We start from the raw sequence: 17,731 nt of genomic DNA on the forward strand, positions 1-17,731 counted from the left end.
CTGCAAGGCCGGGTCAAGGGATACCGGCAGCAGGAACGGAATGCGCCTATTGCACCACTTTCGAACGTCTCTGTTGGTGCCTCCAAGCATTCATTTGGCCCCGGCGAGGGTTAGTACCATTAATACGGCGGAGATCTGCAATCATGGTCTTTTCATCGGACGGTGATTTCTGAAACACTTCGCGTTGCACAACGCCGGTAACGAGGTACTTCATCGTCACGGCGAAGTCACAACAAGAAAACAATTTCGAATTTCGAGGTTTCTCCGTCTGCCTGCTTGGCAACAGGACATGGCACGCGGGGCGTCTCCAAACTTTCGGCAACCCGCCGCCGGTGGCGGGGCCTCAGCAAACGGCAGGAGCGACGATGCTTCCCAAGACTTTTTCCGATCGTAACGTCTGCGTCCTCGGGCTCGGCTATGTCGGCCTGACGCTGGCGGTCGCGATGGCGGACGCCGGCTTCCAGGTGCACGGGGTCGAGGTGCGGCAGGACGTGCTCGACAAGCTCGGCGAGGGCAACCCGCACTTCCACGAGCCGGGCCTGACGGAGAAGCTGCGCCACGTCATCGCACGCGGCCGGCTGACCTTCAGCCGCAACCAGGCCGATTGCAGCAAGGCCAGCGTCTTCATCATCACGGTCGGCACGCCGCTCAGCAAGGACGGCCGGGTCCGCACCGACATGATCGAGGCGGCGACCCGTCAGGTCGCCGGCAGCCTGCATGACGGCGATCTGGTCATCCTGCGCTCCACCGTGAAGCTGGGCACCACCCGCAACGTCGTGGCGCCGATCCTGCGCGCCACCGGCAAGAAGTTCGACATCGCCTTCTGCCCGGAGCGCACCCTGGAAGGGCAGGCGCTGCTGGAGCTGAACCAGCTGCCGCAGATCATCGGCGCCGAAAGCCTGGACGTCGCCACCCGTGCGGCGCAGATCTTCGGCTTCCTGACGCCGACCACCGTCAAGGTCTCCACGCTGGAGACGGCGGAGCTGATCAAGCTGGTCGACAACACCTACCGCGACGTCACCTTCGCCTTCTCCAACGAGATCGCCAAGCTGTGCAACGCCATGGAGATCTCGGCGGTCGAGGTGGCGCGCGCCGGCAAGCTGGGCTATCCGCGCACCAACCTGCCGCTGCCCGGTCCGGTCGGCGGCCCCTGCCTGGAGAAGGACCCCCATATCCTGATCGAGGCGGCGCGCGAAGTCGGCGTCGAGATGGCGATCACCGCCGCCGGCCGTCTGGTCAACGAAAGCCAGCCGGTCGAGGTCGCCGACTTCCTCGGCAAGCTCGCCAACTCGATGCAGGGCTTCCCGGAGGTGCCGACCATCAGCCTGATGGGCCTCGCCTTCAAGGGCCGTCCGGCGACCGACGATCTGCGCGGCACGATGGCCAAGCCGGTGCTGGAGGAGCTGCGCCAGCGCTTCCCCACCGCCCGCCTGCGCGGCTTCGACGCCGTGGTCCGCCCCGACGACATCCGCTCCTTCGGGCTGGACCCGGCGGCCAACATGGCCGAGGCGGTGTCGGGCGCCAATCTGGCGGTGATCCTCAACAACCACCCGGTCTTCACCTCCATGCCGCTGCCGGATCTGGCCCAGCGGATGGACCGTCCGGGCGTGATCTACGACTTCTGGAACAACTTCAACAGCCGTGACGTCGACCTGCCGGACGGCACCGCCTACGTGGCGCTCGGCAGCCATGGCGCCGCCCGCTACGCGCATGTGGCCTGACGAAAGCCGGGCCCGCAAAGGGCTTTGGCCAAGCGGTTTGGGAAGAGGAATTTGACCGACATGAAACACTATCTCGTCACCGGCGGCAGCGGCTTCATCGGCGCCGCCCTGGTCCACCGTCTGGTCCGTGACGGCCACCGCGTCCGCGTTCTGGACGACAATTCGCGCGGGCATACCGGGCGGCTGGCCGGCGTGCTCGACGACGTGGAGTTCGTCCAGGGCGACATCCGCGACGCTGACGCCGTGCGCGGGTCGGTGCGCGGCGTCGACGGCGTGCTTCATCTGGCCGCCGTCAACGGAACCAAGCATTTCTATGAGAAGCCGGAAGTGGTGCTGGACGTCGGCGTGCGCGGCATGCTGAACGTCCTGGACGCCTGCCGCGCCGACGGCGTGGGCGATCTGGTCGTCGCCTCCTCCTCGGAGGCCTACCAGACCCCGCCGATGGTGCCGACGCCGGAGGATGTGCCGCTGGTGGTGCCGGACGTGCTGAACGCCCGCTACAGCTACGGCGGCTCCAAGCTGATCTCGGAGCTGCTGGCCGTCAACTGGGGCCGCAGCGGCTTCGACCGCGTGGCGATCTTCCGTCCGCACAACGTCTACGGCCCCGACATGGGCTGGGAACATGTGGTGCCGGAATTCTCCCGCCGCGCGGTCGAGGCCATCGCCGGCCATCCGAACGGCACGGTGCCCTTCAAGATCCAGGGCGACGGCCGCCAGACCCGCGCCTTCGTCCACATCGACGACGCCATCGACGGCATCGTGACGGTGGTCGACAAGGGCGAGCATCTCGGCATCTACCATGTCGGCAACCCGGAGGAGGTCACCATCGCCGACCTCGCCCGCCAGACGGTCGCCTGCCTTGGCCGCGAGGCCCAGGTGATGCCCGGCCCGGCGGCTCCCGGCGGCACCGACCGCCGCAGCCCCGACATCGCCAAGCTGACCGCGCTGGGCTTCACCCCGCGCATCCCGCTCTCCGCCGGCCTGCCCGGCGTGGTCGAGTGGTATGCCGAGCGGGCGCGTGCGGACCTGGGGCGCATGGGGCAAGCGGCGGAGTAGGGCGTCATCGGGGAGCGTGACCGGCGGTCGCGCTCCCATCCGTCACCCCTGTGAAGGCGGAGTTCCACCTTCGCGGGGAGGACGGCCGATGAGGCATTCGTTCGCACAAGATCTTAAGGAGACGGCCCGCATGGACCGCAACAGCCGCATCTTCGTCGCCGGGCACCGGGGACTCGTCGGATCCGCCATTCTGCGGCGGCTGACCGAGGCCGGGCACACCGACCTCGTGATCCGCGACCGCTCGCAGCTCGACCTGACCGATCAGGCGGCGGTGCGCGCCTTCTTCGACCGCGAGGGCATCGAACAGGTGATCCTGGCCGCGGCGAAGGTGGGCGGCATCCTCGCCAACGACCGCTTCGGCGGCGACTTCATCCGCGACAATTTGCTGATCCAGAACAACGTCATCGACGCCGCCTGGCGCGCCGGCGTGAAGAAGTTGCTGTTCCTGGGATCCTCCTGCCTCTATCCCAAGCATGCCGAGCAGCCGATCAAGGAAGAGGCGCTGCTGACCGGCGAGATGGAGCCGAGCAACAAGCCCTACGCCGTCGCCAAGATCGCCGGCATCACCATGTGCCAGGCCTACCGGCGCCAGTACGGCTTCAACGCCATCTGCGCCATGCCGTCGAACCTGTACGGCCCCGGCGACCATTTCGAGCCCGAGACCTCGCATGCCCTGCCGGGCATGATCCGGCGCTTCCACGACGCCAAGGTGGCGGGCGACCCGACGGTCACCCTGTGGGGCACCGGCACGCCGCGGCGCGAATTCCTCTATGTCGACGACATGGCGGATGCCTGCCTGCATCTGATGGACCATTACGACAGCGGCGAGATCATCAATGTCGGCCCCGGCGAGGACATCGCCATATCCTCCCTCGCCGCCTCGATCCGCGACACCGTCGGCTACACCGGCACGCTGACCCACGATCTGAGCAAGCCCGACGGCCACCCGCGCAAGCTGATGGACGTGTCGCGCCTGTTCGCCACCGGCTGGCGCCCGAAGGTGTCGCTGGAGGAGGGGCTGCGCCGCACCTACGACTGGTTCCTGGAGAATGCCGCTCCGGAGCGTCGCCAAGTCCCCAAGCAGGCAGCGGAGTAACGCCCGATGCCGGACGATTCCATCCATCTGCGGCCGCCGGCTTTCGACCGGCCGGCTTCCAAGGCTTCAGCGGGCGCGCTTTCCCTGGCGGAGGTGCCCGTGCCGGAAGAACTGCTGCTGGTGGCGCAGAGCTATTGGCCGGAACCGGCCGGCAGCGCGCCGATGATGACCGACCTCGCCACCGCCTTCGCGGCGGCCGGGGCCGAGACCACGGTGCTGACCGCGCGTCCCAACTATCCCGGCAACAAAGTCTATGACGGCTACGCCGACGGGGCGCAGGACCGCAAGACGGTGGAGGGCGTGCTGATCGAGCGCCTGCACACCATCCCGCCGGCCGGCGGCGGCATGAAGGCCCGGCTGATCCACGAGGGCGTGCTGCATGCCGGCTTCGCCGCCGCCCGTGCCCGCGGCCGGGTCGGACGGCATGCCGCCGTGCTGTCGCTCTGCCCGTCGATCCTGTCGGTGGCCATCGCCAACCGCTTCAAGGCGCCGGGCGGCCGCCACGTCGCCATCGTCCACGACATCCAGTCCGGTCTCGCCGGGGCGCTGGGCATGGGCGGCAAGGCGGCGGTCAAGGCGATCCGCGCCATGGAGCGCGCGGCGCTGAACCGTGCCGACGCCATCGTCGTCCTGTCGGAGCCGATGCGCGGCGTGCTGGAGGAGCTGGGCGTCACCCGGCCGATTCATGTGATCCCGCCCCATGTCGATGCCGACGCGGTCCACCCGCTGCCGCGCCCCGACCAGCCGCCGACGGCACTCTACAGCGGCGCCTTCGCCCGCAAGCAGGGGCTGGAGCAGGTGCTGGACATGGCCGGGCACTTGGCGGAACTGATGCCGCAGGCGCGCATCAAGATGCGCGGGCAGGGCGGGCTGGAGGAGGAGCTGAAGGGCCGTGCCCGCGCCATGGGGCTCGGCAACGTGATCTTCCAGCCGCTGGCACCCAAGGACCAGCTGAACGAGGCGATGGCGGAGGGCGACGTCCATCTCGTGCCCCAGCGGCCCGAGGGGGCGGCCTTCGCCATGCCGGGCAAGGCGGTGACCATCCTCGCCGCCGGCCGGCCCTTCGTCAGCACCTGCCTGCCGGGATCGGCGCTCGCCACGCTGGAGGCGCAGGTCGGCGCCTTCCTCTGCACCCCGCCGGAGGAGCCGCGCGCGATGGCCGAGGCGGTGGCCGCCCTGCTGTCGGACCCCGCCCGCGCCACCGCCATGGGCCGCCGGGGCCGCGCCTGGGTGGAGGCGAACGCCACCCGTGCCGTGGCGCTCGACCGCTACGCCCGCCTTCTGTTGGGAGAGGCAGCATGAAGAAGCCCGCGCTGGTCTTCAGTTGGGAGATGTTCGGCCCCTACCACATGGACCGGCTGGAGGCGGTCGGCCGCCGGCTGGGCCATGTCTACGACGTGATCGGGCTGGAGGTCGGGTCGAAGTCGCACACCTACGACTGGGATTCGACCGGGACGGGGCAGAATTTCCGCAAGATCACCCTGTTCCCCGGACAGTCGAAGGCCGACCTGTCGAAGGCCGCGGTCTACCGCGCCCTGCTGCGCGAATGCCGCAACGCCGACGCGCGCTACGTCTTCCTCTGCCATTACGAGGACCCGGACGTCTTCGCGCTCGCCCTGACCATGCGGCTGATGGGCCGCAAGGTCATCAACATGAACGCCTCCAAATACGACGACAAGCCGCGCATCCTGTGGCGCGAAATGGTCAAGAGCGTCTTCTACTCCCCCTATCAGGCGGGGATCGGCGGCAGTCACCGCACGGTGGATTACTTCCGTCTGCTGGGACTTCCGAAGGACCGGCTCTACATCGGGTACGACACGCTGTCGTTGGACCGCATCCGCCGACTGTCCGGGATGGAACCGGCCCCTGGGGGAGTACCCTTCGCCGACCGCCACTTCACCATCATCGCGCGCTTCGTCCCGAAGAAGAACTTGTTCCGGGCGGTCGAAGCCTATGACATTTACCGGCGGCTAGCCGGTCCCGCCGCCCGACCGCTCCACCTCTGCGGATCCGGTCCGCTGGAGGCGGAGCTGCGGGCCGAGGTGACGCGGCGCGGGCTGGACGGGTCGATCGTCTTCCGCGGCTTCCTGCAGGAAAAGGGGATCGCCGAGACGCTGGGGTCCACGCTCTGCCTGCTTCTGCCGTCGCTGGAGGAGCAGTTCGGACTGGTGGTGAACGAGGCCCTCGCCATGGGCGTTCCGACCATCCTGTCCGACCAGTGCGGGGCGCGCGACGTGCTGATCCGCAGCGGGTTGAACGGCCACATCGTGGAGCCGGACAACCCCGAGGGGCTGGCGCGCTACATGCTGTCGGTCGCGGGCGACGAGGACGAGTGGCGCCGCCTGAGCCTGAACGGGCGGCCCTTCCAGGCGTTGGCCGACGCCAGCTTCTTCGCCCTGTCGGTGGAGAAGGCCGTGGTGGCGCTGGGCGGCCCGAAGGCGGAGCGCAGCGCGGACACGGACTATGTGTCCGACTATTCCGCCGACCCGGAGGGTGGCCAGCATGGCCGGTCGACCGGAGCGGCACTGACCGGGAGTTGACGATGGAACGGAACGCGCGCACCCATGTGGTCGTCTCCGGGCGCCTGCCGCCGCCGGTGGATGGGATGAGCCGGGTGACGGCCCTGGTGCTGGAGCGCTTGCAGGACCGCATGCGGGGGCGCGGCCGCGTGGAGGTCGCCGACCTGTCGCCCGGTTGGAACGGCGGCGGCGCCGTCTACCATCTGCGCAAGATGACACGGGTCTTCGGCACCATGGGCCGGCTCGCCGCCGGGCTGCGCAAGCCCGACCGCCGCTTCTACATGCCGGTGGATTCCGGCTGGGGGGCGCTCTACACCGCGGCCCTCGCCGGGACCGCGCGGCTGTTCGGCTATGAGCGGGTGCTGCACCATCATTCCTTCGCCACCATCTCCAAGCCGACCTGGCGGATGCGGCTGCTGACCCGCGTCGCCGGCAACGACTGCACCCATGTCCTGCTGTGCCCGGCGATGCAGATGCGCTTCCAGTCGATCTATCCGGCGGCGCGCAGCTGCATGACCATGTCGAACGCCATCTTCTCCGCCCCCGGCGCCCTCCCGCGTCCGCGGCGCGACGGTCCCCTGCGCATCGGCCATCTGTCGAACCTGTGCAGCGAGAAGGGGCTGGACACGCTGTTCGCCCTGCTGCGCGCCCTGCAACTCGAAGGGGTGGACGCCAGGCTGGTGCTGGCCGGTCCGGGGCTGAAGCCGAAGGACAACGCGATGATCGCCGCCGGGCTGATGGCCTTCGACGGGGCGGTGGAGTATCATGGCCCGGTCCATGGCGAGGCCAAGGAGGCCTTCTACCGCGACATCGACGTCTTCGTCTTCCCGACCCGTTACCGCAACGAGGCGCAGCCGCTGGTGCTGTTCGAGGCGATGGCCGCCGGCGTGCCGGTGCTGGCCTATGAGCGCGGCTGCATCGGCTCCGACATTCCGGCCGACGGGCTGGTGCCGCAGAATGCCGACTTCGTGAAGGCGGCCGTCCCGATCCTGTCGGCCTGGGCCGACGACCGCGAGGCGCTCGCCGCCGCCTCGGCGCAGACGCTGACCCGTGCGCGCGTGGCCTTCGAGACCAGCCGCAGCGGCCTGGACCTGCTGCTCGACCGTATCGCCGGCCCGCACCCGGCCGCCGCCGCCGCCGCAGTGCCGGCCAAGCGCCGCGTGGCAGGGTAGGGGGAGAAGCCAGGGGCGGCTTTACGCCCCGCTCCCCAACGGCAGCGCCGTCTCGAACTTGATTTCCTTCAGGGCGAAGTTGGAGCGGATGCGGACCTGGAAGGGCAGCTGGAAGACGAACTCCTCCAGAAAGCGGTTGTAGTCGGCGATGGCCCGCACCGCGACCCGCAGCAGATAGTCGGCATCGCCCGACACCGCGTAGCACTCCAGAACCTCCGGCCGCTTGCGCACCGCGTCGATGAAGATGGCGGCGGTCTCGGCGGAGTGACGGTCCAGAGTGACATGGGCGAAGACGCACTCGCCGACCGACGCCGCCTTGGGATCGACCAGCGCCGTGTAGCGGCGGATCACCCCGGTTTCCTCCAGCGACTTCAGGCGGCGCCAGCAGGACGAAGGCGACGTGCCGACCCGGTCGGCCAGCTCCTGCACGGTCAGGCGCGAATCCTCCTGCAAGGCGACGAGGAGTCTGATGTCGATTTCCGATAGTGCGGCAGGCAACGGCAAAAATCTCCGGTCACAGGCGAAACGCCGGAAAATCCTGCCAAAATCATAGGTGTGCCCGCCTCACTTTGAAAGCTCTTTCCACGGACAGTCCGGCATACTGATCGCAGGACAATCCAAGGGAGAGGCGATCATGGCCGACATGTGGGACAACCCGATGAAGACCGACGGATTCGAGTTCATCGAATTCACCGCGCCGGACACCGTGGCGCTGGGCTGCCTGTTCGAGCAGTTGGGCTTTACGGCGATCGCCCGCCACCGGTCGAAGGACGTCACGCTCTACCGCCAGGGCGACGTGAACTTCATCGTCAATGCCGAGCCGTCGGGCTTCCCGCGCAACTTCGCCGCCCAGCACGGCCCGTCGATCTGCGCCATCGCCTTCCGTGTCAGCGACGCCGCCTTCGCCTATCGCCGGGCGCTGGAGCTTGGCGCCTGGGGAGTCGAGACCCGCGTCGGTGCGATGGAACTGAACATCCCCGCCATCAAGGGCATCGGCGATTCGCTGATCTACCTCGTCGACCGCTATGCCGACCGCGGCAGCATCTATGAGGTCGATTTCGTGCCGCTGCCGGGAGTGGACCAGCATCCGCAGGGTGCCGGCCTGACCTACATCGACCACCTGACCCACAACGTCCACACCGGACGGATGGAGGAGTGGGCCGAGTTCTACACCCGCCTGTTCGGCTTCCGCGAAGTCCGCTACTTCGACATCGAGGGCAAGCTGACCGGCCTGCGGTCGAAGGCGATGACCAGCCCCTGCGGCAAGATCCGCATCCCGATCAACGAATCCGCCGACAACAAGTCGCAGATCGTCGAATATCTGCGCGACTACAGGGGCGAAGGCATCCAGCATGTGGCGCTCGGCACCAACGACATCGTCCGCACCGTGGAGACGATGCGCGGCATGGGCACCCCGTTCCAGGACACGCCCGACACTTATTATGAGCGCGTCGATACCCGTGTTCCGGGCCACAACCAGGATCTGAAGCGCCTCCAAGGCAACCGAATCCTGGTGGACGGCGCCCCGACCGAGGGCCAGGGCCTGCTGTTGCAGATCTTCACCCAGACCGTCATCGGTCCGATCTTCTTCGAGATCATCCAGCGCATCGGCAACGAGGGCTTCGGCGAGGGCAACTTCAAGGCGCTGTTCGAATCCATCGAACTCGACCAGATCCGCCGCGGCGTGCTGAGCGAGAACGCGGCCTGACCCTCAGCCAATTCTCCAGACAGGGTTCCGAACGCCGTCCGGTCGCAAAGCCGGGCGGCGTTTCCGCGTTTGGAACCGCGGATCTGCGCCAAATATTTCCATAATTCTACTTATGTGTTCTTGGTTGCCCCTACGCGCTGGGGGGCCCAAGCTGACGCGCAAACAAGGCCTCCGGTTCCATTCTTTCAACGCGATATCCGGACGACGCATGCAACCGGCATTCGCAAGTCGGACCACCCAAAAATAGGAGGCTCACTCTTCACTGACAAGGTTTCCATCAAATGGAAACGGTCAGGCCAGAGGTAACTGGGAAAAATTTGCCGATCTGTTTCTGCCAGACTGCCAATGACGCCGGAGTTTCATTTTCCTCTGATTCGCCTAAAAAACAATCGTCCGTTTTTTGTCTCATTCATGCCACGGGAAACACCCTCCTTCATAATTTCCTAACCATAAGTGTTAGTACCCGATTAAGGCTAACAGACGAGCCTGCGGAACGAGGCGATACCCATAAAGCGGAGTTCCAAAATGGCTACCACCAACACCGACGGCACGATCCAGGTCACCTTTGCGGTCAATGCCTGGGGCGCGGCAGCCGGCGGAAAATGGCCGCATTTTCAACTGCTTCTGGACGGTGCCAGCATCGGCGAGGCCACCGTTTCCTCCGCCACCCAGTCCCGCTACGTCTTCACCGCGAACGTGCCGGCCGATAGAGCGCATGCGCTGCAGCTGGTCTACGACAACGACGATACGGTTAACGGCGAGGACCGCAACCTGTTCGTCAAGTCGTTCGAGGTGAATGGCAAGACCATCCTGTCGATCGACCCCTCGGTCAAGTACGACACCGGCAAGATCGACGGGCTGAACGTCATTTCCGGCCAGACCGAGATGTATTGGCCGGGCGCGCTGAACGTGCCGCTGCCCGCCACCCTGTTCCCGTCCGCCGCCACCGTGCCGGACGCCGAGACGGCCGCCACCATGACCACGACGATCAAGGTCAGCGCCTATGGCGTCAGCGCCGCCGGACAGGCCCCGCACTTCAAGCTGCTGGTCGACGATCAGGTGGTCGGCGATGCCTGGGTCAGCGCCACCTCGGCCACCGACTACACCTTCACCGCCAAGGTGGACCCGAACGAGGCCCACAAGATCCAGATCTGGTACGACAACGACGCCACCGTGAACGGCGTCGACCGCAACCTGTTCGTCAAGTCGATCAACATCGACGGCAAGACCATCGCCTCCACCTCCGACATGGCCTCCTACGACAAGGGGGCGGTTGACGGCAAGTTCGTCGTCGCCGGCCAGGAAGGCCTCTATTGGGGCGGCGCCCTTACCTTCGGCGTGCCGGAGGAGTATTTCGGCGGCGCCTATGTCCCGCCGCCCCCGCCGCCGCCGAGCAAGGCGGTGGACATCGTCGTCAACGCCTACGGCACCTCGGCCGGCGGTCAGGCCGCGCATTTCAAGCTGCTGGTCGACGGGCAGGTGATCGGCGACGCCAAGGCGGCGGCGACCACCACCGGCTACAAGTTCACCGCCAACGTCGACCCGACCAAGGCCCACACGGTCCAGGTCTGGTACGACAACGACGCCACCGTGAACAGCGTCGACCGCAACCTGTTCGTCAAGTCAGTGGTCATCAACGGCAACACCGTCGCCGCCACCGACAGCATCGTCACCTATGACAAGGGTGCGGTCGACGGCAAGGACGTGGTCAAGGGCCAGGAAGGCCTCTACTGGGGCGGCGCCCTGAACGTCAAGGCCGGGGCCGACCTGTTCGGCAACACCCCCGCCACCCAGACGCCGGAGCCGACCGCCCCGACCAAGCCCGCCTTCTACGTCGCCGCCAACGGCAAGGACACGTGGTCGGGCAAGCTGTCCGCCCCCAACGCCGACGGCACCGACGGCCCCTTCGCCAGCCTGGAGAAGGCGCAGGCCGCCATGCGGGCCAACCCGGCCATCGACACCACCTATGTCCGCGAGGGCACCTATCACCTGACCAAGACGCTGGAGCTGACCTCGCTCGACAACGGCCACAGCTTCCAGAACTATCCCGGCGAGAAGCCGGTGCTGAGCGGCGGCGAGGTGGTGAAAAGCTTCACCAGCGAGGGCAACGGCCTCTATTCGGCCAAGCTCGGCACCGCCAGCAACCTCGACCTGATCGTCGGCGACGTCCGCCAGCATCTGGCCGAGAAGTTCGCCTACGACGCTTCCGACGTCACCAGCGGCTGGCACTTCGCCGACGCCGCCTCGGGCGGGCCGAGTGGCTGGTCGATCCGCTCGCACGGCACCGACGTGACCGCCGCCGACATCCAGCCGGGCACGCTCATCCAGATCATGGATGCCGAGCGGCTGGGCGACACGCTGGGCACCATCGCCAGCTTCAACGCCTCCACCCGCACCATCATGCTGAAGAACGGCGCCTCCCTGCCGTTCGCGGAAGGCACCACCTACAAGCTGCTGAACAACGCTTCCTATGTCGATCAGGCCGGCGAGTTCGCCTGGCGCACGTCGGACGGCAAGCTGCTCTACAAGGCCGCCAGCTCCGGCTTCGTCTCCAGCGGCGTCGAGGTGCCGCGGCTGGACACGCTGATCAAGCTGAACGGCACCAGCAACGTCACCATCGACGGGCTGACCTTCAAGAACACCACCACCGGCGGCGACGCCCTGCTGCTGACGAAGTCGAGCGGCAACCACATCAGCGACAACAGCTTCCTGAATGTCGGCACCGCGATCAAGCTGACCGCCGCCTCGTCCAACAACGACATCGCCCACAACACGCTGAACCATCTGGCGGAAAGCGGCATCGAGATGGACGGCCGCAGCAACGGCAACAGCATCTACGGCAACAGCATCAGCAACATCGGCGAAGTGCGCAAGGCGGTGTCCGGCATCATCGGCACCGGCGTGGACAACAACCTGATCTCCAACAACGACATCGACCACAGCGCCCGCTACGGCATCTCGTTCAAGGATTACGGCGGCACCACCAACACGGTGAACCACAACAACGTCATCCAGTTCAACCACATCTCCCACACCGGGCTGGAGACCGCCGACGGCGGCGCCATCGAGATCCTCGGGCGGTCCAGCGTCGACACCGGCATGGTGATCCAGGGCAACTGGATCGAGCATGCCAACGGCCTCGCCACCAGCAACCAGGACACCTGGATGTTCGGCCAGAAGGGCTTCGGCATCTATCTGGACGACATGGCCGGCGGCATCACCGTCAAGGACAACTTCATCAAGGATGCCGACTGGGCCTCGGTGCAGATCCATGGCGGCGACAACAACGTGGTGACCAACAACTTCTCGGTCATCGCCAGCAACAAGGAAGACTTCATCCGCATCGAATGGCAGCCGGTGCACGGCACCGCCGGCGACCCGCACAACAACACGATCACCAAGAACGTGGTGATGGGGACCCTGCCGCTGGACGACTACATCGAACTGTTGAGCGCCAACGACTTCGTCATCGACAACAACCTTGTCTTCAACGTGCCGAAATACGGCGATCACGACGTGATCGGCAAGCCGATGTTCGCCAACGCCTATTGGGGCGACTACTCGCTGCTGCCGACCTCGCCCGCCTTCGCGATGGGCATCCACGACCTTGCCTGGGCCAAGATGGGTGCCGACGGCGTCGCGGCGGTCGGGCTGGAGCATTTCTGGGACGGCGTCTGATCGCCCGATCCTGAAGCCGGCATATAGGGGCCGGCGCATCGGGGGTACGCCCTCGACGTGCCGGCCCCAGCGGTGGGCGGAGCCTGTTTTGCTCGAGGTCGAGCGACGGAGGCTCCGCCCACATGCGTTTCGCAAACCCCTTCAGAAGACACCCCCGGCGCCCGGCACAAGCGCAATCGGCGCAGCCGTGCCCCCGGCTTGGCGTCCGCGCCGCAGCGCACCATATCCAGGCCGCGCTCCGCTGCGGACAGGCCCAAGCTGCACGGATCGGAGCGCACTCCCATTCCAGACCGGACGGACCGAGACAGTTTCCGATGATGCAAGCGACGTGGACCGCAGGATGGACCGCAGGAGCGGTGGCGAAGACCCTGGGGGCCGGCCTGCTGCTGTGGGCCGCCTGTGCGGCGGGGCCGGCCTCGGCCCAACAGGACGACAAGAAACCCAAATTCGGCCCTGACGCCGTGCCGATCACCCGCTCGATCGATTTCGTCCGCACCACGCCCGCACCGGATTACTGGGCGCTCAGCCCCTATTACGTGCCGCAGACGACCGGCGCTTCCTGCTCGGTGGCCAGCGTGGCCATGATGCTGAACGCGCTGCGCGGGCTGCCCGGGCTGGCGTCGGAACGGCTGGTCACCGCCAAGCAGCTGCTCGACCGGCTGGACGACGATCATTGGCGCGACGCCACCGCCGACGATGGCGAGGGCATCTCCTTCGGCGAGCTGATCACCTATGTACGCCGCAGCCTGAGCGCCTACGGCATCGACGCCGAGGTGGAGGTCTGGCGCCCGCGCGACACCTCTCCCGCCACGCTGGCGGAGCTGCGCCGCATCCTGTCGGACAATGAGCGCAGCGCCGACGACATCATCCTGCTGGCCTTCGACCAGGGCACCCTGACCGGCGACATCGGCCTCGGCCACATAGCACCGCTCGGCGCCTATGACCCGGTGGGCAAGCGCGCGCTGGTGATGGACCCGGACCGCGCCTGGTACGTCCCCTACTGGACCAGCGACGCCCGGCTGCTGGAGGCGATGCTGAAGCCCGACCGCGCCGACCCCGAGGGCAGCGGACTGATCCGCGTCCGCAGCCGCCGGGTTTCCGGCTGAGCGCCTTTTACTTCACTTCCTGGCTGGTCAGGTCCGAGGGGTTCTGCGACCGGGTCGGCTCGTTCGGCTGATCCGGCTCGCTCGCCCACTGGTTCGGGCGCGGCACCGGGTTGCCGTTGAGGTCGGGCGGCGCCCGGCGCACGTCGGCGAGCGCCTGCTGCAACTCCTGGCTTCCGGTGGCGGCGGAGCTGGACGGGTTCGGCGGCTTGGTGCCCTGGGCGCTGGGTTGCGGATCCTGGCTCTGCTGTACCTTGCCGTCGCGGGCGAGCGCGTCGCCGGTGGACTCCTTCGATCCGGAGTCGACGGGAGCGGCGGCCGGCTGCCGGCTCTGTTGATCCGCCTGCTGTGCGGCGGCCCCGACCAGCGGCAGGCCGGACAGGAGCCCCGACAGCAGCAGGGCGGCGGCGAACTTGCGCATGGCGCATCCTTCCTTTGGGGCGTGTGGCCTTTGGGCTTTTGGGGAAAGCCGTCGGAGTCCAATGCGCAACGGCACCAAATGGCCGGCGGCGCGTTGTACCGGGGACAGAGTCCGGCTTTCAGGCCGTCCGGTCCCAGCCCATCAGGAACACCGACAATGCCCAGCGAGTTCCCGTCCTCCGCCGCCTCCCCTGCCCCGGCCACCGCTCCCGCCTCGCCCCAGGACCGCGCCGAACGGCGCAGCGTCGGCGTGGTGGTGGAGCGGCGGCGCGTCGACAATCCGTGGATCGAGGCGCGCTGGCAGCCGGTGATGCTGGTCCCGGCCGACCCCACCCTGCCCGACTGGAGCGTGCTGGCCGAAGGGCCGGACTGGACGCGCCATTACGCCGGCACCGCCGAGATCGCGCTGTTCCCGACCGAGGCGGAGAACTACAAGCACAACCTCGACGGCGGCACGCCCAGCGCCTACGTCATCCTGCGGCCGGGCGGGCAGGCGCCGGGGATGCAGCTGCTGGCGGTCACCGCCGACCCCGGCGAGATCGACGCCCATGCCGAAGCCGGCGACGACGTGATCGAGGCGCTGCCGCTGCCGATCCCGCTGGTGCTGTGGATGGACGGCTTCGTCGCCCGTCATTTCGTCGAGCGCCCCTTCCACAAGCGCAAGCGCGACCGCGCCGACCCGGAAGCCCTGGCGCGGCACCGCAAGCCCGGTCTGCCGCAGCATGGCTGAGGACGAGGAGGAAGGTTTCCTCGGCCGCTGGTCGCGGCTGAAGCGCGAGGCTCGGGTGGAGGAACCGGTGATGGAGCCGGCGACACCGCCGCCGGACGCCCTGCTGCCCGGGACGGTGCCGCCTGAACCATCGCCTGGAGAGACCGGCGAGGAGGTGGCGGATTTGCCCTCGCTGGACAGCCTGGGCTCCGACAGCGACTACACCGGTTTTCTGCGCAGCGAGGTTCCGGCGGATCTGCGGCGTGAAGCGCTGCGCCGGGCCTGGGCGAGCGACCCGGTCATCGCCGGCTTCCGCGGCTTCGCTGAATATGACTGGGACTACAACGCACCGGGCTATGGCGCCCTGCGCCCCACCGACGACATCGCCCGCCTGCTGGACGCCGTGCTGCCCGACGAGAAGCGGGAGGAGGAAGAGGTGGTTGAGGTGGCCAATGCCGAAATCTTGGCTCGGTCTCCGCAGCTTCCGACCGCAGATGGATTGGAAGAGTCTCCTGTCGACGCATCGGACCGGGAACCAACTCCCTCTCCCCAGGGGGGAGAGGGGGATACAAAACGGCCCGACGACCCTCCTCAGATACACCGCCCGCCATCGACCTCCAGGCACACGCCGGTCAGGAAACTCCCCTCGTCGGAGCAGAGATAGAGAGCCGCGTTCGCGATGTCGGCCGGGGTGGACAGGCGTCCCAGCGGGATGCTGCTGCGGAACTGCTCGCGGCGTTCCGGCGTGTCCTGGCCCATGAAGCGGTGGAGCATGCCGGTTTCGCCGGCCACGGGTGCGATGGCGCAGACACGGACGTTGTCGGCCGCAAGTTCCGCCGCCATCGACTTGGTGAGCGTGATGACCGCCCCCTTGGAGCCGTTGTACCAGGTCAGGTTCGGTCGTGGCCGCAGACCGGCGGTCGAGGCGATGTTCAGGATCACGCCGCCGCCATGGGCGCGGAGCACCGGCACGGCGTGGATGGCGCTGTGATAGATCGACTTCACGTTGACGGCATAGATGCGGTCGAAGGTGGCCTCGTCCACGTCCAGCATCGAGCCGTAGCGGTGGGTGTAGCCGGCATTGTTGACCAGGATGTCGAGCCGCCCGAACTCGCCCAGCGCCGCCGAGACGATGGCCTCGTAATCCTCCCCAACCGCGACATCGGCGCGGACGGCGAGTGCGGTCTCTCCCAGGCTGTCGGCGACGCGGCCGGCGGCGGCCTCGTCCAGGTCGGCGACGATGACGCGAGCCCCTTCGGCGGCGAAGCGTCGGGCGATGCCCTCGCCGAAGCCCGATCCCCCACCGGTGACGACGGCGACCTTGTCAGACAAACGCATGAGCGGTTCCTCCCCGGCAATTCTCGATCCGAGATGCGCACGGCCGTTGCGGCGCGCGGACTCCGTATCAACAGGGAACCGGCGCCTTCGGCCGCATCGTGAACACGACGAAGATCGTGAACACGGCGAAGAATGCATGATAGCGCGAAGCTGCCCTGTGGGGCAGTCGCCATCATCCGCTACATCGTTTTGGAGAGATAGAGGAGAGAATGGCGCGAGTGACGGGACTTGAACCCGCGGCCTCCGGCGTGACAGGCCGGCGCTCTAACCAACTGAGCTACACCCGCGCTATGGCTCCCGGTGCTGGACTCGAACCAGCGACAAGCGGATTAACAGTCCGCTGCTCTACCAACTGAGCTAACCGGGAACGGAGGACCGCCTTATATGGCTGCTGGCGAAAGCTGGCAAGCGGAAAAATGCAAAGCTCTGCATTTTTCCGGAAAAAGGCGGTTTTCGCGCCCTCCGCCTGTGACAATACAGCCAAGCCGCAGCCATGGGTTGCCGGCCCACAGGCTCGCTCTTGACAGTTCAGGGCATCTCAGGCTTTTTCTCGCCTCCTCTCCCCACCATTGCCGCAGGCCCCGATGTCCGAGGTCGTCCCCTTCGCCGCCGCCCGCGAGGCGCTGCTCGCGCGCCTGACCGAACAGTTGCCGCCCTCGTCGGAATGGGCGGGCCGGCTGATGCTGATGCCCGAGGGGCGGCGGGTGGAGCCGATGCCGGCGGCCGACGCCGTGGAGTCGCTGCGCGCCTTCCGCGCCGGGCTGGGCGAGGCGGTCGGCGCCGCCGCCTGCTCGGTCGGCGGGGTGTGGGTCGGGCGGGAGGATTGCCTGGACTGGGACGGGCTGCTGGCGCCGCTGGCGGTCGCCGCCGCCTATGTGGTCGGCCGCACCCAGTCTGCCGGCGGTTTCGCCGCGGAACTGTTCCGCTGCAAGGATGCGCTCGCCGGATGGGGCGTGCGCGGCCTGCGCGGCGAACCGGCGGTGGCGCGGGCCGCCGGCTATGCCGTGGTGTCGGTCAGCCGCCGCCCGGACGACAACGAGATCGTGCTGGACCGGGTGATGGACACCTTCGCCTTCGTCATGCGCAGCCTGGGCGAGCCGACGGTGGCGGCAGCCGACATGGACCGCCGGCTGGTCAAGCGGGCGGTGCCGTTGCGGCGATAGGAAAATTTTGCGGTAAGACAGAGTTCGGTGAGGGCCGAGCCAGCCCTC

At 67.5% G+C, this 17,731-nt stretch carries 15 protein-coding genes and 2 tRNA genes; 12 read left to right on the top strand and 5 right to left on the bottom strand.

Annotated features, from left to right (window positions below):
- Positions 1-365 precede the first annotated feature (365 nt).
- The 6 genes from CRT60_RS09510 (at position 366) to CRT60_RS09535 (ending at position 7,564) form a co-directional block, all read left to right on the top strand.
- On the top strand, positions 366-1,721 hold the full coding sequence (locus CRT60_RS09510; protein WP_098736146.1) for a nucleotide sugar dehydrogenase: 1,356 nt from the start codon (positions 366-368) through the stop codon (positions 1,719-1,721).
- A gap of 60 nt (positions 1,722-1,781) precedes the next feature.
- Positions 1,782-2,777, top strand: coding sequence for an NAD-dependent epimerase/dehydratase family protein (locus CRT60_RS09515; RefSeq protein WP_098736288.1), 996 nt, complete (start codon positions 1,782-1,784; stop codon positions 2,775-2,777).
- A gap of 130 nt (positions 2,778-2,907) precedes the next feature.
- Positions 2,908-3,873: a GDP-L-fucose synthase family protein gene (locus CRT60_RS09520; RefSeq protein WP_098736147.1), complete on the top strand. Its 966-nt coding sequence runs from the start codon at positions 2,908-2,910 to the stop codon at positions 3,871-3,873.
- 6 nt (positions 3,874-3,879) lie between these two features.
- Positions 3,880-5,175 carry a glycosyltransferase family 4 protein gene (locus CRT60_RS09525; protein ID WP_098736148.1) on the top strand — a complete coding sequence of 432 codons (1,296 nt, stop codon included), beginning with the start codon at positions 3,880-3,882 and terminating at the stop codon, positions 5,173-5,175.
- On the top strand, positions 5,172-6,413 hold the full coding sequence (locus tag CRT60_RS09530; RefSeq protein ID WP_098736149.1) for a glycosyltransferase family 4 protein: 1,242 nt from the start codon (positions 5,172-5,174) through the stop codon (positions 6,411-6,413). The genes CRT60_RS09525 and CRT60_RS09530 overlap by 4 nt, the downstream gene beginning before the upstream one ends.
- A 2-nt stretch (positions 6,414-6,415) precedes the next feature.
- Complete coding sequence (locus CRT60_RS09535) at positions 6,416-7,564, top strand: glycosyltransferase family 4 protein (protein ID WP_098736150.1); 1,149 nt, start codon at positions 6,416-6,418, stop codon at positions 7,562-7,564.
- 21 nt (positions 7,565-7,585) lie between these two features.
- Here CRT60_RS09535 and CRT60_RS09540 read toward each other — a convergent pair whose 3' ends face one another.
- Positions 7,586-8,062 carry an Lrp/AsnC family transcriptional regulator gene (locus tag CRT60_RS09540; protein WP_098736151.1) on the bottom strand — a complete coding sequence of 159 codons (477 nt, stop codon included), beginning with the start codon at positions 8,060-8,062 and terminating at the stop codon, positions 7,586-7,588.
- Positions 8,063-8,198: 136 nt separating this feature from the next.
- Here CRT60_RS09540 and hppD point away from each other — a divergent pair, with 136 nt between their 5' ends.
- From hppD to CRT60_RS09555, 3 genes are all read left to right on the top strand, one after another.
- Positions 8,199-9,272, top strand: coding sequence for a 4-hydroxyphenylpyruvate dioxygenase (gene hppD, locus CRT60_RS09545; RefSeq protein WP_098736152.1), 1,074 nt, complete (start codon positions 8,199-8,201; stop codon positions 9,270-9,272).
- A gap of 525 nt (positions 9,273-9,797) precedes the next feature.
- On the top strand, positions 9,798-12,950 hold the full coding sequence (locus CRT60_RS37490) for a carbohydrate-binding domain-containing protein (RefSeq protein WP_098736153.1): 3,153 nt from the start codon (positions 9,798-9,800) through the stop codon (positions 12,948-12,950).
- 356 nt (positions 12,951-13,306) lie between these two features.
- The gene (locus tag CRT60_RS09555) at positions 13,307-14,056 is read left to right on the top strand and encodes a phytochelatin synthase family protein (protein ID WP_244592377.1); all 750 of its coding nucleotides are present in this window, start codon (positions 13,307-13,309) and stop codon (positions 14,054-14,056) included.
- 7 nt (positions 14,057-14,063) lie between these two features.
- On the opposite strand, the gene CRT60_RS09560 is transcribed toward CRT60_RS09555, so the two are convergent.
- On the bottom strand, positions 14,064-14,474 hold the full coding sequence (locus CRT60_RS09560; protein WP_098736154.1) for a hypothetical protein: 411 nt from the start codon (positions 14,472-14,474) through the stop codon (positions 14,064-14,066).
- Between the two features lie 156 nt (positions 14,475-14,630).
- Between CRT60_RS09560 and CRT60_RS09565 the strand changes: the two genes are divergently transcribed.
- Both CRT60_RS09565 and CRT60_RS09570 read left to right on the top strand, forming a co-directional pair.
- Positions 14,631-15,203, top strand: a complete 573-nt coding sequence (locus CRT60_RS09565) for a DUF3305 domain-containing protein (RefSeq protein WP_098736155.1) — start codon at positions 14,631-14,633, stop codon at positions 15,201-15,203.
- A complete protein-coding gene (locus CRT60_RS09570; protein ID WP_098736156.1) occupies positions 15,196-15,846 on the top strand; it encodes a DUF3306 domain-containing protein in 651 nt (216 codons plus the stop codon). Before CRT60_RS09565 ends, CRT60_RS09570 begins: the two co-directional genes overlap by 8 nt.
- Here the strand turns inward: CRT60_RS09570 and CRT60_RS09575 are convergent.
- From CRT60_RS09575 to CRT60_RS09585, 3 genes are all read right to left on the bottom strand, one after another.
- On the bottom strand, positions 15,774-16,520 hold the full coding sequence (locus CRT60_RS09575) for a glucose 1-dehydrogenase (protein WP_098736157.1): 747 nt from the start codon (positions 16,518-16,520) through the stop codon (positions 15,774-15,776). The genes CRT60_RS09570 and CRT60_RS09575 overlap by 73 nt on opposite strands.
- Positions 16,521-16,730: 210 nt before the next feature.
- Positions 16,731-16,807 (bottom strand) — tRNA-Asp (locus tag CRT60_RS09580).
- 4 nt (positions 16,808-16,811) lie between these two features.
- Positions 16,812-16,887: transfer RNA gene (locus CRT60_RS09585), tRNA-Asn, on the bottom strand.
- 217 nt (positions 16,888-17,104) lie between these two features.
- Here CRT60_RS09585 and CRT60_RS09590 point away from each other — a divergent pair.
- Positions 17,105-17,683, top strand: a complete 579-nt coding sequence (locus CRT60_RS09590; RefSeq protein WP_098736158.1) for a hypothetical protein — start codon at positions 17,105-17,107, stop codon at positions 17,681-17,683.
- Positions 17,684-17,731: the final 48 nt, after the last annotated feature.

It is taken from the genome of Azospirillum palustre (genome assembly GCF_002573965.1).
Taxonomy (GTDB): Bacteria; Pseudomonadota; Alphaproteobacteria; order Azospirillales; family Azospirillaceae; genus Azospirillum; species Azospirillum palustre.

What these genes read in the sequence shown, in the direction of transcription:
- CRT60_RS09510 (WP_098736146.1), top strand. Translation starts at nt 366, where the DNA reads ATGCTTCCCAAGACTTTTTCCGATCGTAACGTCTGCGTCCTCGGGCTC.
- CRT60_RS09520 (WP_098736147.1), top strand. Translation starts at nt 2,908, where the DNA reads ATGGACCGCAACAGCCGCATCTTCGTCGCCGGGCACCGGGGACTCGTC.
- CRT60_RS09575 (WP_098736157.1), bottom strand. Translation starts at nt 16,520, where the DNA reads ATGCGTTTGTCTGACAAGGTCGCCGTCGTCACCGGTGGGGGATCGGGC.
- CRT60_RS09515 (WP_098736288.1), top strand. Translation starts at nt 1,782, where the DNA reads ATGAAACACTATCTCGTCACCGGCGGCAGCGGCTTCATCGGCGCCGCC.
- CRT60_RS37490 (WP_098736153.1), top strand. Translation starts at nt 9,798, where the DNA reads ATGGCTACCACCAACACCGACGGCACGATCCAGGTCACCTTTGCGGTC.
- CRT60_RS09560 (WP_098736154.1), bottom strand. Translation starts at nt 14,474, where the DNA reads ATGCGCAAGTTCGCCGCCGCCCTGCTGCTGTCGGGGCTCCTGTCCGGC.
- CRT60_RS09530 (WP_098736149.1), top strand. Translation starts at nt 5,172, where the DNA reads ATGAAGAAGCCCGCGCTGGTCTTCAGTTGGGAGATGTTCGGCCCCTAC.
- CRT60_RS09525 (WP_098736148.1), top strand. Translation starts at nt 3,880, where the DNA reads ATGCCGGACGATTCCATCCATCTGCGGCCGCCGGCTTTCGACCGGCCG.
- CRT60_RS09535 (WP_098736150.1), top strand. Translation starts at nt 6,416, where the DNA reads ATGGAACGGAACGCGCGCACCCATGTGGTCGTCTCCGGGCGCCTGCCG.
- hppD (WP_098736152.1), top strand. Translation starts at nt 8,199, where the DNA reads ATGGCCGACATGTGGGACAACCCGATGAAGACCGACGGATTCGAGTTC.
- CRT60_RS09565 (WP_098736155.1), top strand. Translation starts at nt 14,631, where the DNA reads ATGCCCAGCGAGTTCCCGTCCTCCGCCGCCTCCCCTGCCCCGGCCACC.
- CRT60_RS09570 (WP_098736156.1), top strand. Translation starts at nt 15,196, where the DNA reads ATGGCTGAGGACGAGGAGGAAGGTTTCCTCGGCCGCTGGTCGCGGCTG.
- CRT60_RS09590 (WP_098736158.1), top strand. Translation starts at nt 17,105, where the DNA reads ATGTCCGAGGTCGTCCCCTTCGCCGCCGCCCGCGAGGCGCTGCTCGCG.